15 protein-coding genes are annotated in these 15198 nt (G+C 70.7%); 8 read left to right on the forward strand and 7 right to left on the reverse strand.

From position 1 onward, the window contains the following. Positions 1 to 121: 121 nt before the first annotated feature. Both ACYVGQ_RS02440 and ACYVGQ_RS02445 read right to left on the reverse strand, forming a co-directional pair. Positions 122 to 1156: an aldose 1-epimerase family protein gene (locus ACYVGQ_RS02440; RefSeq protein ID WP_460782919.1), complete on the reverse strand. Its 1035-nt coding sequence runs from the start codon at positions 1154 to 1156 to the stop codon at positions 122 to 124. After that, the gene (locus tag ACYVGQ_RS02445) at positions 1146 to 4127 is read right to left on the reverse strand and encodes a DUF5107 domain-containing protein (RefSeq protein WP_460782920.1); all 2982 of its coding nucleotides are present in this window, start codon (positions 4125 to 4127) and stop codon (positions 1146 to 1148) included. The genes ACYVGQ_RS02440 and ACYVGQ_RS02445 overlap by 11 nt, the downstream gene beginning before the upstream one ends. A 122-nt stretch (positions 4128 to 4249) precedes the next feature. Between ACYVGQ_RS02445 and ACYVGQ_RS02450 the strand changes: the two genes are divergently transcribed. The 3 genes from ACYVGQ_RS02450 to ACYVGQ_RS02460 all read left to right on the forward strand — a co-directional run bounded on the left by ACYVGQ_RS02450 (position 4250) and on the right by ACYVGQ_RS02460 (position 6370). Then, positions 4250 to 5128 (forward strand): AraC family transcriptional regulator, encoded by an 879-nt coding sequence (locus ACYVGQ_RS02450; protein ID WP_460782921.1) that lies wholly within the window; start codon positions 4250 to 4252, stop codon positions 5126 to 5128. A gap of 243 nt (positions 5129 to 5371) precedes the next feature. Beyond that, positions 5372 to 6151, forward strand: coding sequence for an HAD-IIA family hydrolase (locus tag ACYVGQ_RS02455; RefSeq protein WP_460782922.1), 780 nt, complete (start codon positions 5372 to 5374; stop codon positions 6149 to 6151). Between the two features lie 60 nt (positions 6152 to 6211). After that, the gene (locus ACYVGQ_RS02460) at positions 6212 to 6370 is read left to right on the forward strand and encodes a hypothetical protein (RefSeq protein WP_460782923.1); all 159 of its coding nucleotides are present in this window, start codon (positions 6212 to 6214) and stop codon (positions 6368 to 6370) included. Positions 6371 to 6387: 17 nt separating this feature from the next. Here the strand turns inward: ACYVGQ_RS02460 and ACYVGQ_RS02465 are convergent, their stop codons facing one another. The 3 genes from ACYVGQ_RS02465 to ACYVGQ_RS02475 all read right to left on the reverse strand — a co-directional run bounded on the left by ACYVGQ_RS02465 (position 6388) and on the right by ACYVGQ_RS02475 (position 9479). Continuing rightward, the gene (locus ACYVGQ_RS02465; RefSeq protein WP_460782924.1) at positions 6388 to 7539 is read right to left on the reverse strand and encodes an anhydro-N-acetylmuramic acid kinase; all 1152 of its coding nucleotides are present in this window, start codon (positions 7537 to 7539) and stop codon (positions 6388 to 6390) included. 165 nt (positions 7540 to 7704) lie between these two features. Beyond that, a complete protein-coding gene (locus ACYVGQ_RS02470; protein WP_460782925.1) occupies positions 7705 to 8784 on the reverse strand; it encodes a Gfo/Idh/MocA family protein in 1080 nt (359 codons plus the stop codon). Beyond that, positions 8781 to 9479 carry a ThuA domain-containing protein gene (locus ACYVGQ_RS02475; protein WP_460782926.1) on the reverse strand — a complete coding sequence of 233 codons (699 nt, stop codon included), beginning with the start codon at positions 9477 to 9479 and terminating at the stop codon, positions 8781 to 8783. The genes ACYVGQ_RS02470 and ACYVGQ_RS02475 overlap by 4 nt, the downstream gene beginning before the upstream one ends. 115 nt (positions 9480 to 9594) lie before the next feature. On the opposite strand from ACYVGQ_RS02475, the gene ACYVGQ_RS02480 reads away from it, so the two are divergent. Both ACYVGQ_RS02480 and ACYVGQ_RS02485 read left to right on the forward strand, forming a co-directional pair. Next, the gene (locus ACYVGQ_RS02480) at positions 9595 to 10740 is read left to right on the forward strand and encodes a Gfo/Idh/MocA family protein (protein WP_460783912.1); all 1146 of its coding nucleotides are present in this window, start codon (positions 9595 to 9597) and stop codon (positions 10738 to 10740) included. A 112-nt stretch (positions 10741 to 10852) separates the two neighbouring features. After that, on the forward strand, positions 10853 to 11248 hold the full coding sequence (locus ACYVGQ_RS02485; RefSeq protein WP_460782927.1) for a hypothetical protein: 396 nt from the start codon (positions 10853 to 10855) through the stop codon (positions 11246 to 11248). Here the strand turns inward: ACYVGQ_RS02485 and ACYVGQ_RS02490 are convergent. Together ACYVGQ_RS02490 and pyrE are read right to left on the reverse strand one after the other, a co-directional pair. Next, a complete protein-coding gene (locus ACYVGQ_RS02490) occupies positions 11245 to 12147 on the reverse strand; it encodes an ROK family protein (protein ID WP_460782928.1) in 903 nt (300 codons plus the stop codon). The genes ACYVGQ_RS02485 and ACYVGQ_RS02490 overlap by 4 nt on opposite strands. Further along, entirely contained in the window at positions 12144 to 12704 is a 561-nt protein-coding gene (gene pyrE, locus ACYVGQ_RS02495; protein ID WP_460782929.1) for an orotate phosphoribosyltransferase, read from the reverse strand. The genes ACYVGQ_RS02490 and pyrE overlap by 4 nt, the downstream gene beginning before the upstream one ends. A 137-nt stretch (positions 12705 to 12841) precedes the next feature. Between pyrE and ACYVGQ_RS02500 the strand changes: the two genes are divergently transcribed. From ACYVGQ_RS02500 to ACYVGQ_RS02510, 3 genes are all read left to right on the forward strand, one after another. After that, positions 12842 to 13378: a YbhB/YbcL family Raf kinase inhibitor-like protein gene (locus ACYVGQ_RS02500; protein ID WP_460782930.1), complete on the forward strand. Its 537-nt coding sequence runs from the start codon at positions 12842 to 12844 to the stop codon at positions 13376 to 13378. Positions 13379 to 13536: 158 nt separating this feature from the next. Next, positions 13537 to 14382 (forward strand): exodeoxyribonuclease III, encoded by an 846-nt coding sequence (locus ACYVGQ_RS02505; RefSeq protein ID WP_460782931.1) that lies wholly within the window; start codon positions 13537 to 13539, stop codon positions 14380 to 14382. Then, positions 14382 to 15197, forward strand: a complete 816-nt coding sequence (locus ACYVGQ_RS02510; protein WP_460782932.1) for a Cof-type HAD-IIB family hydrolase — start codon at positions 14382 to 14384, stop codon at positions 15195 to 15197. Before ACYVGQ_RS02505 ends, ACYVGQ_RS02510 begins: the two co-directional genes overlap by 1 nt. The last annotated feature ends 1 nt before the right edge of the window (position 15198 follow it).

Below are 15198 nucleotides of genomic sequence, written 5' to 3' on the forward strand. Positions count from 1 at the left end.
TCTTCGTTGATCTCACGGCGCCGTGGCCGGAGGAGGATGTCCAGGTCTCGCACTATGACGTTACGCGTGCCCCGAGCGAATACCGCAGGACGATCGGACTGTCCATATGGACGATCCTCCTCTACCGAGGGCCGCCCCGACTTTCCGGACCGCTTGTTTCCGGACCACAATCACCACCATGCATGGACGCATGGCGGATTCCTACCGCGCCGAGGCCTCGGATCGTCCAGGCGACGCTCGCGGACCCGCCCGGCGGGATCGCGATGAGGTCGATCCCGGAGTTGAGCGCATCGGGCGGGCACGTCATCGGCTCGATGGCGACGGCGCCGCGATACTCGGGCCCCTCCGCCTCATCGGCCGTGTACACCTGGACCCACGGGCAGCGGTCGTCCCACTCGACCTCGGCACCCGTGCCGTTCTCGTCCGTGAGACGCACCGCCGTGAGACCGTCGGGGCGACGATCCAGATCGGTGAAGGCATGGTTGAGCACGGCGCCTCCGATGACGCGGCTCCGGCGGAAGTCGAGCCCGCCCGCCCCGTGGTCCCGCACCCGGGCCTCCCCCGTCGGCAGCATCCGGTCCGCCGAGCTCAGCAGCACCCGATCCGCGGGCACCTCGAGCCGCCAGGCGTCGATCGCCGAGGCGCCGCCCGGCCCCGCGAGCAGGTACGGGTGCCCGCCCACGCCGTAGGGGGCAGGCGTGCCGCTCTCGTTCACGGCGGTGATCCCCTGGATGAGACCGGACTCCGTGAGGACGAAGGAGACGAGCATCCGCACCCGCCACGGGTAGCCGGGCTGTGGCTCGATCACGCCGCGCAGGACCACCCGATCCGGCTCCTGCACGACCGGTGCGAAGGCGAGCCAGGCGACCAGCCCGTGGATGGCGTTCCGCGTCGCCGGCTCGCTGATGGCGAGCTGGTGGTGCACCCCGTCGAACGCATACCGTCCGTCGGCGGTGCGGTTCGGCCACGGCGCGAGCAGCGCACCGCGCATGGCCGGTCGCAGCTCATCCTCGTCGAAGGGCAGGATCAGATCGCGCTCGCCGTGACGCAGCGCGCGCAGAGTGGCTCCCACTCCCGCGATCGAAGCCCGGTACTCCCCCGCGCGCAGCTCGAACGGCGCCCCCGAGACCGGGAGCATCGCCGGCTCAGTCGTCACCGGCGATCCGGGAGAACAGCAGCAGCTCCGGCAGACTGGTCGCGAAGTAGTCCGTCTTCCCATCGTCATGGCGGGCGACCGGCGGAACGTACTGCGCGCGCGTCTCTCCCAGCGTCCCCGGCGGTTCGGCGAGGGGGAGGCCGTTCGCCGCGAGCGTGGCATCCCACGCCGCGAGAGCGCGTCCCTCGCCTCCCTCCCACGGATGGAAGGAGCGCGTCGTCAGGATCTCGAAAGCCCGGCCGGCGTCGCCGCAGGCGACCAGCAGCGTGACGTATTGGATGGTGAGGTCGTCGCGCGTGAGGACGAGCTCCTCCACCGGCGCCAGGCGCGCCAGGCGCTCGGCCGCAGGGTGGCCGAGCTGGACGGCCAGCTGATCCTGCTCGTACCGGAGCCTGGCATCGTCCGGCGCCTGCGCGATCGCCTGCTCGTACCGCTCCCACGCCCGCGCGTCGTCATGCGCGACGTTGAAGGCGGCGAGCGCTGCATTGCGCAGCACGACCGGGTCGGCCAGCCCGAGGGCGATCGCGCTCTCCCAGTGCTCGGCCGCGTCGCGACGACGGCCAAGACCGTAGAGCAGCATCCCGATCAGTGCGCGCGCCACCGCGTCCTCGGGATCGGCCGCGAGTGCCGCATCCAGCGCGTCCAGTGCGTCCAGCCCTGCGGGGAAGGCCCAGGTGCGATCGGCGCTCACGGCTAGAGACCGGCGTGCTGCCGCCGCCCCCGCCGCCCCCCTGCCGTCCTCGATGGCCGCCGCGAGGTAGTGCGCGACGGGCCCAAGATTCCCGCCCCCCGTGGCGGGCAGGGATGCGACCTCATCGAGCAGGCCGAGGGCCTGATCGAGCTCCCCCGCGTCGCGCAGGTCGAGCGCCACGTCGACGAGCAGACCGGCGTCGTCCGAGACCTCGACGCCGGCGAGCACGCGCAGCGTCGCATCGAGCGGGTCCGCGACCAGCGCCGCCAGGATCAGCTCCTGCGCCTCTGCGCTGCGGCCGAGACGGCGCAGCAGGATCGCCCGCAGCGCGATGCGCCTCGTGTCGTGCCCGACGACGCCGTCGAGGGTGTCGAGCACGCGCAGGGCCGCGCGGTTCTCACCGCGCCCTGCCAGCGACTGCGCCAGCGCGAAGCCTGCGGCGCCGGCCCAGGAGGCATCCCATCCGGCCTTGCCGAAGGCCCGCTCCGCCTCGGCCGGCCGGCCGAGACGGGCCAGGGCGAGGCCGCGCAGATAGTACGCCTCGGCGTCCTGCGGATTCGCATTGCGGCGCGTCAGCCGCTCGAGAGCGAGGTCGATGCGGTCGAGCGCCTGCGCGTAGCGGCCCGCCCGGTAGTCGCGGTCGGCCACGGCGAGGTTCGTGCGCACATCGCCGGGATCCTTGCGCAGCGCCGCCTGCCAGTACGGCAGCGGAGAACGCGTGGGATGCCGGTACTGGCTCAGATGCAGGCCTGTGAGATAGAGCTCCTCGACGGATTCGATCGCCTCCGGCGCCGGCGGCTCCTCCGCGACCCAGGGCTCCTCGTCGTCCGCCTCGGTGCGGCTCCAGCCGACCAGCAGACGGCCCGCGCTGTCGCGGAGCTCGGCGGCGACGGTGCCGTCGTCCTCGACGTCGGCGTGCAGGGCGACGGGCGCGCCGGGGACGAGGTCGGCGGTACGGGAGACGATCTCCTCCCCCGCCCGCAGGATGCGCAGCTCTGCGCCCCGCTGCGGCGACGTCACGGCGAAGCGGGCCGTGACGCCCGCCGCGCGGTCGACGCCCACGGCGGCATCCGGCGTGGCCTGATGGGCGGGCCCGATCTCGGGGATCGGGTACCAGTACTGGGTGAACACCTTCGTCTCGCCAGGGAGGATCCAGGTGAAGTCGGGCTGGTTGTCGGTGTAGACCCCGGCCATGAGCTCTACATACGGACCGTCACCGTCGGTGAGCTGGGCGTCCCAGGCGTGGCCGAAGGGCGCGTTCCCCCAGGTCCACTGCTTCTTTCCGGGGGAGAGCCGCCGCTCCGCCCAGTGCACGAACCCGGCGCCGGCGGCGTGATCGTATCCGCCGAAGAAGTCCTGCTGCGAATCGACGATCATGTACGAGGTCGGCACGGGGATGTTGCGGTAGAAGTCGATCCGGTCGGCGCCCGGATGCTCGGCGGCGAGCTCCGGGTAGTCCACGCCGTAGTACGGGCGATCCGCGGCCGGGAACGCGGTGAGCGCACGCCGCGCGTGATCGGCCACATAGCGCACGTCCTCCGGGAAGAAGGACTGGTAGTCGTCGTGCACGCGGGCGGCGACGTTCGCCCACCACAGGAAGGTCTGCCGCTCGTTCGTGCGGTTGTGCAGCCGCACGGCCAGCTCGACCACGGAGCTGTCCGGACGCAGGCGGATCCCGTGCTGAGCCGACATGCGCGCGAACGGGTCGTGGTCGTGGCACCACACCGTGACCGTCCCGTCCGGCTCGGTCTCGATGGCCGTCTCGACGGGGAGATAGGTCGCAGGGCGGTGATGCTGCGGCCAGTTGAACTCCACGCCGCCGCTGATCCAGGGACCGGCGAGGCCGACGAGAGCGGGCTTGATGACGTTGTTGCGGTAGAAGAAGTCGTACCCGGTGGTCTTGTCGTAGCCGATGTGGATGCGACCGCCCAGTTCGGGAAGGATCACCAGACGGACATAGGCGTTCTCCAGATGGATCGCGTCCCAGTCGTGGAGGGCGGACTCCTCGTCGACGCTCTCCGTGAACGGGATCGGATACACCCGCCCGCTGGAGCCCTGGTACACGCGGTGGTCCAGGTACATGGGATAGCGGCTCGGCTCCTCCGCTGCGTACGTGCGGATGGTCAGCGGCTCACGCCAGGCGATCGCCGCACCGTCGTCGAGCCTGCCCTGCAGGTCAGCCGGTGCGCTGGGCAGTTCGATCGCGTCGGTGCGGGGGGCGTCTGCGGCGATCGTCGCCTCCTGCCCGTCCACCACGACCTCATTGCGTTCAGCGGCCATCGCCGTCCTCCTTGTCGCTCGGGCGCGCCGATGCGCGCCGCGGTGCTGCCGATCATGCTCAACGCTAGAAGCTGCACCCTCCGCCGGGTATGGTGAGAACGAGGGTCAATATGGACAAAACAGTGATCAGAGACATCCCGCACTATCGCTGGGACGGATTCCCCAACCAGCGGCTGTGCGTCGTGCCGCGCCCGCAGGTCGACGCCGCGCTCAGCCGTGAGGGGACCAGGCGGCTCACCGTCACGGATGCGGGATACTTCCCCCAGGCCAGCGGACACCGGCGGGAGAGATCGAAGGGCGCGCCCGAGACGATCGTGATCCTGTGCACGGCGGGGACGGGGGCCGTGCGCATCGGCGAAGAGCGCTTCATCCTGACGCCCTCGGCGTGCGTGACCGTCCCCGCGGGGATGCCGCATGAGTACGAGTCCTCGATGGACGATCCGTGGACGATCTGGTGGATGCACGTTCGAGGCACCGACGTCGCCGAGCTGACCGGCCCCGCCCTCGGCTCGCACCGGTACGTGACCCGGCTGAGGGCCCTCGACCGGGCGGTGCTGCTCTTCGACGAGCTCGTGTCGCTGCTGGAGCGGCGCCTCTCTCCCGCGCACCTGCTCACGGCATCCGGCATCGCCTGGCACCTGCTCACCCGGATCACCGCCGACAGCATCCTGCCCGCGGAGGGGTCACCGCTGGAGCGGGCCATGCGCTATCTGGAGACCCGGCTCGACGGCAGCATCCACGTCTCCGAGCTCGCCGCGATCGTCGGCATGTCGCCGTCGCACCTCAGCGCGCTCTTCCGCAAGGCCACCGGCGGGGGCCCCGCCGCCTTCCACGCCTCCCTCAAGATGGCGCGGGCACGGGCCCTGCTCGACGGCACCACACTGAGCATCGGCGAGGTGGCGTCCGCCGTCGGATACGGCGACCCGCTGTACTTCTCCCGGCACTTCCGTCGCGTGCACGGGGTGAACCCGACGGAGTACCGCGCCCAGCACAAGGGCTGACCGGCCGCCGGGGCTCGTCTTCTCGCCTCGGGTGTCGTTCTGCAGGACGACGTGTCCGTTCTGCAGGACCGCGTGTCCGTTCCGCAGGACCATTCAGCAGCGCGAGACCGCAGTGACGGCGTGTCGGCGGCTCGACACCCTCGTCGTCCTGCATAACGCGAGGATCGTCCTGCAGAACGGACAAACGTGCTGCACGCCGGACGCACGTGGCCTCCGCATGGCCTCGCCCCATAGGCTGAGCACATGGTTGAACGCACCGGGATCGAATGCTGGCTCACCGACATGGACGGCGTTCTCGTGCACGAGAACGACGCCATCCCCGGCGCCTCCGAGCTGCTCGCGGGCTGGGAGGCGTCCGGCACCGAGTACCTCGTTCTGACGAACAACTCCATCTTCACCGCCCGCGACCTCTCCGCCCGCCTCCGCGCGAGCGGCCTGCACGTGCCGGAGGAGCGCATCTGGACCTCCGCCCTCGCGACGGCGGACTTCCTCGCGCAGCAGGTCCCGGGCGGCACCGCCTTCGTGATCGGCGAGGCCGGCATCCTCACCGCCCTGCACGAGGCCGGTTTCGTGATGACCGAGACGGCGCCCGACTTCGTCGTCGTCGGCGAGACCCGCAACTACTCGTTCGAGGCGATCACCAAGGCGATCCGGCTCATCAACGGCGGCGCCCGCTTCATCGTCACCAATCCCGACGCCACCGGTCCGAGCGCCGACGGGCCGCTGCCTGCGACGGGAGCGATCGCCGCTCTCATCACGAAGGCGACCGGCAAGGAGCCCTACGTCGTCGGCAAGCCGAACCCGATGATGTTCCGCTCGGCGCTGAACAAGATCGGCGCGCACTCGAAGCGCACCGGGATGATCGGCGACCGGATGGACACCGATGTCGTCGCGGGCATCGAGGCGGGTCTGCACACCGTGCTCGTGCTCACCGGCATCAGCGATCAGGCGGAGATCGAGAGGTATCCGTTCCGCCCGGACGAGATCGTGGACTCGGTCGCGGATCTGCTCCCGGAGGTCTGAGATGGGCTCTCTTCGCGACGGCGGACGGATCCCTGCGGCCGGCGCAGGAGGCGGGCGCTCGTGAACCAGAGCGATCTGCTGTTCCTCGTCCTGATCCTCATCGGGCTGACGGGCCTGACGGTGACCATCGTGCAGCTCGTGCGGTCACGACGGCGCGGTCCGGACGACCAGGGGCCGGGGAACTGGTGGGAGGGGCCGTGGGACGAGGACCGGAAGTGACCGCCTGAGCCCTGGGCTCAGCCCAGTCTCAGGCCGCGCACCGCATCGACGGGCTCCGGCATCCGCAGCGGTCCCGCCCCCGGCGTGATCGTCCCGAGGATGCGGGGTTCGTGCGCACCGGTCCCGCCGGGGACGACCGCGGGCACGCCGTGCATCGTGCACCAGCCGATCAGGGCGAACAGGATCGCCTCCTTGGCGTCGGCCGATGCTCCCAGCTCGTCGGCGAGGACGACCTCGACTTCCGGAAGCGCGGCGCGCAGGCCGGCCATGATCAGCGGGTTGCGGCATCCTCCGCCGGAGACGGCGAGGAAGCCGACGCCCGCGGCGTGGACGTCGCGCGCGACGGTCTGCACCGTGAGCTCGGCGAGGGTGCGGACGAGATCCGGAGCGGCGATGCCGCGGCCCGAGAGGTGGGAGCGCACGTAGTCGAGATGGAAATGCTCCTTGCCCGTGCTCTTGGGGGCGGGAAGCGCGTAGTAGGGGTCGGCGAGCAGTGCGGCCAGCAGCGGTTCGTCGACCCGTCCCGTGCGCGCGATCGCGGCATCCGCGTCGTAGCCGAGGTCGTTCAGCCCCCACGCGGTGACGACGGCGTCCACGAGCGCGTTCGCCGGGCCGATGTCGTATGCGGCGATCGCCTCCCGGCCGACCACCGTGATGTTCGCGATGCCGCCGAGGTTCAGCGCTGCGGAGATGCCAGGCCTTCCCCTCAGCAGGAGCTCGTCGAGGAAGGACACCAGCGGAGCGCCCTGGCCTCCGGCCGTGATGTCGCGGATGCGGACGTCCGAGACCACCGGTGCGCCGACGCGCTCCGCGATCCATGCGGGCTGCCCGATCTGGAGGGTGCCGCGGGCGCGATCGCCGTCGATCCAGTGGAAGACCGTCTGGCCGTGGGTGCAGACGGCATCCACGCCGCCGACCGCCGCGGCGGCGTCCGCCGCCACCTCCGCGAACGCCTGGCCGATCAGCGTGTCGAGCTCGCAGACCTCGGCGAGCGTCGTCTGCGACGGCGGCAGCGCGGCGATGAGCCTGGCGCGGAGCGCGGGGTCGTACGGCACGCTGTCCTCGTGCAGCACTTCCCCCTGGAGCATCCCCCCGTCCTCGGCGAAGTCGACGACGGTCACGTCGATGCCGTCGTGAGAGGTGCCCGAGAGCAGTCCGAGTACGCGCATCCGCAGTCCCTTCCGTCGTCCTCCCAGAGTACGACGGATTTGTTAGGGGTGCTGACGGATGCACGCGACAATCCGCGGGCCCGCTGCACAGATGTCGGACCATACGGCCGACGGCGTCCGGCATCCGGCGTGTCGGCCCCCGGAATGCACCGCCGCAGGAGCGCCTCAGAGCATCGAGAGCGGCACGAGCGCCGGACGCTCGCATGTGCTGCCGATGCGGATCGCGCCGCCCTCGTCCGCCGCGCGCAGCACAGACAGCATGATGTCCAGAGCGTGGAAGCCGACGGAGCCGGAAGCCCGGGCTGCGTCGGGACCCGCGATCGCACGATCGTGGATCCCGACGCCCCGCCCGGCGCCGCCGTACCCCGCGGAGACGGGAAGCGCGCTCCATCCGTCTCCGCCGAGGGCATGCAGCTGCACCCGCCCGTCGAAGCGGTTCGGATCGGGCACGCTGAGCGAACCCGCCTCGCCGTGCACCTCGATGCTCGAGGCCTTCGTCGCCACGGCGTCGAACGACATCACGATCGTCGACATCGCCCCGGAGACATGTGCGAGCACACCGCTGATGTGCGTCGGCGTCTCGACCGGGATGCGCTCGCCCGCACGCGGCCCCGATCCGATCACGCGCTCGGCCCTCGTGCGACTCGCCGCGCCGACGACGCTCGCCACCGGGCCCAGCAGCTGGATGAGCGCGGAGACGTAGTACGGCCCCATGTCCAGCAGCGGGCCTCCGCCGGGCAGATAGTAGAAGTCGGGGTTCGGATGCCACCGCTCATGACCGGGCGTCATCATCGTGGCGGTCGCCGAGAGAGGCCGTCCGATGAGACCGTCGTCCACGGCCTTCCGCGCGGTCTGGATGCCGGTGCCGAGCACCGTGTCCGGGGCGCAGCCGACCCAGAGGCCGGCCGCCGACGCGGCGTCGATCACCGCCGCTGCCGACGCGGCATCCGCCGTCAGCGGCTTCTCGGTGTAGACCTCCTTGCCCGCGGCGATCGCCGCGAGCGCGACCTCGGCGTGCGCAGCGGGGATCGTGAGGTTGACGACGAGCTGCACGGCCGGATCGGCGAGGAGCTCGTCGATCCCGAGCGCGCGGACGCCGGGGGTGCGGGATGCGACCTCTGCGGCGCGCTCCGGCACGAGATCGGCGACGGCGACGAGCGCGACGCCGTCCACCCGCGCGAAGGTGTCGAGGTACTGCGCGATGATGTTCCCGCATCCGATGATCCCGACGCGCAGCGGCGTCATCGACTCGCCCACAGCATCCCCCGCTCGATGATCGTCCTGACGTTCGCGTCCTGCAGCACGTCGAGGGAATGGCCGGGCGTCGCGACGAAGACGCGCCCTGCGCCCCAGAGCCTCGTCCACACGACGGGCGAGACGATCGGGCGATGCCACGGGTGATACGGCTGCACGGGGTGCGTCGTCGTGGCGAGCACGTCGATGAGATCGTCGTGCAGCACCCAGTACTGCTCGGTCTCCAGCTCGAAGTCCCCGAGCCCCGCCATGATCTCGTGCTCGCGTCCGAGCGGCGTGACCTCGACGGTGTAGCGCAGGTAGTTGTCGCGTTCGTCGCCTGGACGCTCCTCGGGGTGGCGTCCTGGATGCGTCGCGAACTGCCCGCCGATCAGCTGCAGGTAGTCCGAGCTGCTGCGGTAGGAGTCCGCGATGCCGCCGTGCCATCCCGCCAGCCCGGCACCGGCCTCGACAGCCGCTCTGAGGCCGGCGAGCTCGTCCCGCTCGATGGTGCTCATCGTGCTGCTCTGCACGATGAGGTCGACTCCTGCCATCGTCTCGGCGTCTGCGTAGACGGCCGGACCCTCCTCGATCCTGACGTCGTACCCCTGCTCGCGCAGGAACGGGATGAACAGCTCCGTCGCCTCGAGGGGATGATGCCCCTCCCAACCTCCGCGCACGACGAGAGCTGAATGCGCTCCGCTCACTGGTCCTCCTCCTGATCGACGCCGATCTGGACATCGCGCCGTCCCCGATATATGTTGCCAGAACCAACTTTTAAAGGGAACCCGTCGAAGGAGACAGTCAGCCATGCGCGTCGCGATGATCGGACACGGATTCATGGGCAGCGCCCACTCCCAGGGCTGGCGGGTGGCCCCGCGGTTCTTCGACCTGCCGGTGCGGCCCGAGATGCATCTGCTCGTGGGCCGGGATGCCGCGAAGGCTGCGGCCGCGGCCGATCGGTGGGGCTGGGCTCGCACGACGACCGACTGGCGCGAGGCCGTTCAGCGTGACGACGTCGACGTCGTCGACATCGTCACGCCCGGCGACACCCACGCCGAGATCGCGATCGCCGCGCTGGAGGCGGGAAAGCACGTCATCTGCGAGAAGCCGCTCGCCAACGGCGTGGCGGAGGCGGAGGAGATGACCCGGGCGGCCGAAGACGCCGCCGCGCGCGGCGTCCGCTCCATGGTCGGGTTCACCTACCGGAGGGTGCCCGCGGCGACCTTCGCCCGGCGGCTCGTCGCGGACGGACGCCTCGGCGAGATCCGCCAGATCAGGGCGGAGTATCTGCAGGACTGGCTGACCGACCCGGCGGCCCCGCTGACCTGGCGGCTGCAGAAGGACAGAGCGGGCTCCGGATCGCTCGGCGACATCGGCGCCCATGCCGTCGACATGGTGGAGTACGTGACCGGCGCCCGGCTCACGAGCGTCTCCGGCGTTCTCGAGACGCTCGTGCCCGAGCGGCCATTGCTGTCGGAGGGCGTCGGCCTGACCGGCACGGCCTCCGCGGAGCGAGGACCCGTCACGGTCGACGATGTGGCGCTCTTCCATGGCAGGTTCGAGAACGGGGCGCTGGGATCCTTCGAGGCCACGCGCTTCCGCACCGGCCGGAAGAACGCGTTCCGCTTCGAGATCTCCGGCTCACGGGGCGCGCTGGCCTTCGACATGGAGCGCATGAACGAACTGGAGCTCTACGATGCCACGGCTCCCGAGCTCGAGCGCGGCTTCCGCCGGATCCTCGTCACCGAGCACGATCACCCCTATGCGGGATCGTGGTGGCCGACGGGGCACATGCTCGGCTACGAGCACGGCTTCTCGCACCAGGTGGCGGACTTCGTGCGCGCGGTGGTCGAGGGAACGCAGCCGCGACCGTCGTTCGCGGATGCCCTGCACGTGCAGCGGGTGCTGGATGCCGTGGAGCGCAGCTCCGCCGCATCCAGCGTCTGGACCGCGATCGACGACTGACCCGCCCTACACAGCGCACCCTCCTTTTCCCTTGTCCACAGACACCGGAGAGCCGACGGAGCGACGAGTATCGTCCCTGGTGCATCGCCCTCACCCCGGAGAGAATGGAGGCATGTTCGTGTCCGCCGAGATCATCACCATCGTGCTCAGCGCGATGGGAATCGTGCTGACGCTCGGCATAGGCGGATTCACCGGTCTCACCTGGGTCGTGCGACGCATCGACGCCGTCGAGGCGAGGCTCACAGTCCGGATGGACAAGGGAGATGCGGAGCTCGGCACCCGCATCGACAAGGTCGATGCGGGACTCGGCGAACGCATCGAGAGGACCCACACCGAACTCAGCGAACGCATCGACAAGACCCGCACAGAGCTCATCGAACGCATCGACACCCTCGACGCCAGGCTCAGCACCCGCATCGACGTCCTCGCCACGGAGATGACCGAGGTGAAGATCGCCGTGGCGCGACTCGAGGGCCCACCGCGAAGACTCTACGTCTCGGGAACCTAGCGCAGAACGAACGCGGCCGCGCCGATGAGCGGACCCTCGTCTCCGAGTCCGGAGCGGACCACCCGGGTCCGCCGCGAGTAGTCGTGCGCCGCGCTCGCGCTGAGGGCCGCCTGCACCAGGTCGATGTAGTCCTCCGAGACGCGCGAGAAGCCGCCGCCGATGGCGACCGTATCGAGGTCGACGAGGGTTGCGGCATCCGCCAGCGCCTCGCCGACGGCCTTCGCGGAGCGCTCGATGGCGGCGCGTGCGACCGCGACGCCTGCCGCGGCGTCCCTGGCGAGATCCTCGCCGGTCGTCCCGGTCCAGCCCTGCGTCCGCGCCCAGGCGGCACTGGCGGGGCCGGACGCGATCTCCTCGAGAGTGAGACCGCCCTCGCGGCGTACCTGACCGAGGTGCCCTGCATTTCCGGTCGCGCCGGGGATGTAGGTGCCGTTCGCGACGAATCCGCCGCCCACACCCGTCGAGACGACGATCGACAGCGATGCGCGCGCTTCGCGCGTGGCGCCCCGCCATGCCTCGGCGAGCGCGAGCGCTCCACCATCGTGTCCGAAGACCGTCGGCACCTCGCGGCCGAGCATCGCGGACGCGGCGTTCCGCACCGCCTCCGCCAGACCGTAGCCCCGGGCGTCGGGCATGTTCACCGGGAAGATCCGCCCCGTGCCGCGATCGACGGGACCGGCACTGCCGATGCCTGCACCGGAGAGCTCGCCGCCTTCGGGGAGCACGGCGAGCGCATGTCCGATGATCGCCGCGACCGCCGCATCGAGCGACTCGGGCGTCGCGGAGCGACCGGTCGCCTGACGGCTGCGGCTCCCCTCGACGAGCACCCCGTCGTCGCCGACGAGCGCGGCTTCCATCTTCGTGCCGCCGACGTCGACGGCCAGGGCGTACCGGGTCACTGCGGGTCGAGCCCGAGGTCATCGAGATCGAAGGCGGCGCGCCATTCGAGCCCGGCCGCCTCGATCGCCGTCTGGGCACCGGTCTTCCGGTCGACGATCACGGCGACGGCCACCACCTCCGCGCCCTCGCGGCGCAGCGCCTCGACGGCCTTGAGCGCCGACTGACCGGTGGTGGAGGTGTCCTCCAGGACGACGACGCGCCTGCCCGCGACCTCCGCACCCTCGATCTGACGGCCGCGGCCGTGATCCTTGGGCTCCTTGCGGACGACGAAGGCGTCCAGCGGGTGAGCTGTATCGACCGAAGCGTGCATGACGGAGTTCGCGATCGGGTCGGCCCCGAGGGTCAGTCCGCCGACCGCGACGACGTCCAGGTCGGCGACGAGATCGAGCATGATGCGTCCGATCGCCGGGGCCGCACGATGATCGAGCGTGAGCTTGCGCATGTCGACGTAGTACGTCGCCTGCTTGCCGCTGGAGAGGGTGAAATCGCCATGGAACACCGCTTCGTCCTTGATGAGGGCGAGCAGGGAGGCGCGGTCTGCGTCGAGTGCGGTCACGGCATCCAGTCTAGAAGGTGACCGGCGCACGCCTGTCGGTGATCCCGCGGATGTGCGCCGCGGATGTGCGCCGCCATGGGTGGACTCGCCGACGGGGAGGCCATATCGTGACCGGAGGCCTCACCGAAGGAGCAACCATGTTCGCTTTCGATCCGTACGCTGCGCTCGCCGAGCTGCGGCCCGTGCCTCCGCTGGCGCTCACCAGCCCTGATTTCACCGCGGGCTCGTCGCTGCCGCTGTTCGCGTGGTCATCCGACCGTGGCGGGGAGGACCGCCATCCCGCCCTGGAGTGGTCGCAGCCCCCGGCCGGGACGAAGAGCTTCGCGATCAGCTGCTTCGACCCGGACGCCCCGACCGGGTCGGGCTTCTGGCACTGGGCGGCCTTCGACCTGCCTGCCGGCACGAGGACGCTGGCCGCCGGCGACGGCGATCTCGCCTCTCTGCCCGACGGAGCGAAGCTCATGCCGAACGAGGCGCGGCTGGAGCGCTACATCGGCGCAGCGCCGCCGGCCGGAACCGGCATCCACCGCTACTTCTTCGTCGTCGACGCGCTCGACGTCGACCGCCTCGACCTGAAAGGCGACGAGACGCCTGCGACGCTCGGCTTCCACCGTCACTTCCACACGCTCGCACGCGGGGTGCTCGTGGGCACCGCGGATCCCGCGGAGCGCTGACCCAGGCTTACGCTTCGGGGGCCGAGTGTCCAGATGGCGGACGCAAGCGGTCCTTCCGTCCGCCATTCTGACGCGTCGACCCCCGAAGTGCCCGTGCCACCGGGGTACGCCCGATCCCCCCGACGCCCGGCGTCGGAGGCCGCAACTAGGCTGGAATCATGCGCCTGGCCACCTGGAACATCAACTCCATCCGCACCCGCGTCGCCCGCGCGGTGGACTTCGCCGTCCGCGAGGACATCGACGTCCTCGCGCTGCAGGAGATCAAGTGCAAGCCGGAGCAGTTCCCCTACGCGCCGTTCGAAGAGGCCGGCTACCACGTCGAGGTGCACGGCCTGAACCAGTGGAACGGCGTCGCCATCGCCAGCCGCGAGCCCGCCACGGATGTCTCGACGGCGTTCGCCGGCATGCCCGGCTTCGCGAAGGGGCACAACGGCCCCGACGCGCCGCTCGAGGCTCGAGCGCTCGGCGCGACGATCGGAGGCGTCCGCGTCTGGAGCCTGTACGTTCCGAACGGCCGCTCGCTCGACGACCCGCACTACGCCTACAAGCTGCACTGGCTGGATGCGCTGCGCACCGCGACCGCGACCGAGCTCGCCGCGAGCCCCAATCTGCCGCTCGCGCTGGTCGGCGACTTCAATATCATCCCGTTCGACTCCGACAACGGCGATCCCGACATCGTCGAAGGGGTCTCGACGCATGTCTCCCCGCCCGAGCGGGAGGCCTTCTTCGCCTTCCAGGAGGCGGGGGTCACCGACGTGGTCCGCCCTCTGCTCCCCGAGGGATACACATACTGGGACTACCAGCGGCTGAAGTTCCCCCGCAATGAGGGCATCCGCATCGACTTCATCCTCGGCTCGCGCGCGCTCTCGGACGCCGTCAGCGGCGCATCCATCCACCGCGAGGAGCGCAAGGGGGATCAGCCGAGCGATCACGTCCCCGTCGTCGTCGACCTCGACCTCGGCGCGGCGAACGAGGACGACGATCTGCCCATGATCTTCGCCTGATGCCGCTTCCGCGCCTCATCGCCAGCGACCTCGACGGCACGCTCCTCGGCGAGGACTCCGCCGTCTCGCCGCGCACGCGCGCCGCGCTCGACGCGGCCAGAGCCCGCGGGATCCACGTCGTCCCGGTGACGGCCAGGCAGCCCATCGGCATCCGCGCCGTCGCCACGGGCGCGGGGTTCGAGGGCTGGGCGCTCTGCGGCAACGGGGCGTTCGCCATCCACCTGACGAGCGATGAGCTGCTGTTCCGGCGCGAGGTCGCCGTCCCCGTGCAGCGCACGCTCGCCGCCGCGCTCTCGCCGCGGATTCCCGGACTGCGCTACGCGAGCGTCCGGGATGCCGGGGAGTCGTTCATCGCCGAGGCGGGCTATGCCGCGCTCGCATCGCCGGCGGACCACAAGCGCGACCCCGCGACGATGGGCGGCGTACCCCTGACCGATGTGCTGGCGGCGCCGAGCCTGAAGCTCGTCATCCGTCACCCGGACGTCTCCCCGGCGACGATCTACGAGGTCATCGCCGGTCTCGGCCTCGAAGGATTCGAGGCGACCACGTCCGGTGCGCCGTTCGTCGAGATCATGGCGGCCGGGGTCACGAAGGCATCGGGGCTCGAGCGGCTCTGCGCGCACCTCGGCATTTCGGCATCCGAGGTGCTGGCCTTCGGCGACGCCCCGAACGACGTGCAGATGCTGCAGTGGGCGGGCCGCGGCATCGCGATGGCGAACGCCGACAGGCTCGTGAAGGATGCCGCGGACGAGGTCGCCCCCGGCACGAACGCCGAGGACGGCGTCGCCGAAGTGCTGGAGGACGTGCTCGGCTGAG

Source organism: Microbacterium tumbae (assembly GCF_054780175.1).

Coding starts and splice junctions, on each gene's coding strand:
- ACYVGQ_RS02455 (WP_460782922.1), top strand. CDS start 5,372: ATGGTTGAACGCACCGGGATCGAATGCTGGCTCACCGACATGGACGGC.
- ACYVGQ_RS02465 (WP_460782924.1), bottom strand. CDS start 7,539: ATGCGCGTACTCGGACTGCTCTCGGGCACCTCTCACGACGGCATCGAC.
- ACYVGQ_RS02485 (WP_460782927.1), top strand. CDS start 10,853: ATGTTCGTGTCCGCCGAGATCATCACCATCGTGCTCAGCGCGATGGGA.
- ACYVGQ_RS02470 (WP_460782925.1), bottom strand. CDS start 8,784: ATGACGCCGCTGCGCGTCGGGATCATCGGATGCGGGAACATCATCGCG.
- ACYVGQ_RS02480 (WP_460783912.1), top strand. CDS start 9,595: ATGATCGGACACGGATTCATGGGCAGCGCCCACTCCCAGGGCTGGCGG.
- ACYVGQ_RS02510 (WP_460782932.1), top strand. CDS start 14,382: ATGCCGCTTCCGCGCCTCATCGCCAGCGACCTCGACGGCACGCTCCTC.
- ACYVGQ_RS02500 (WP_460782930.1), top strand. CDS start 12,842: ATGTTCGCTTTCGATCCGTACGCTGCGCTCGCCGAGCTGCGGCCCGTG.
- ACYVGQ_RS02445 (WP_460782920.1), bottom strand. CDS start 4,127: ATGGCCGCTGAACGCAATGAGGTCGTGGTGGACGGGCAGGAGGCGACG.
- ACYVGQ_RS02505 (WP_460782931.1), top strand. CDS start 13,537: ATGCGCCTGGCCACCTGGAACATCAACTCCATCCGCACCCGCGTCGCC.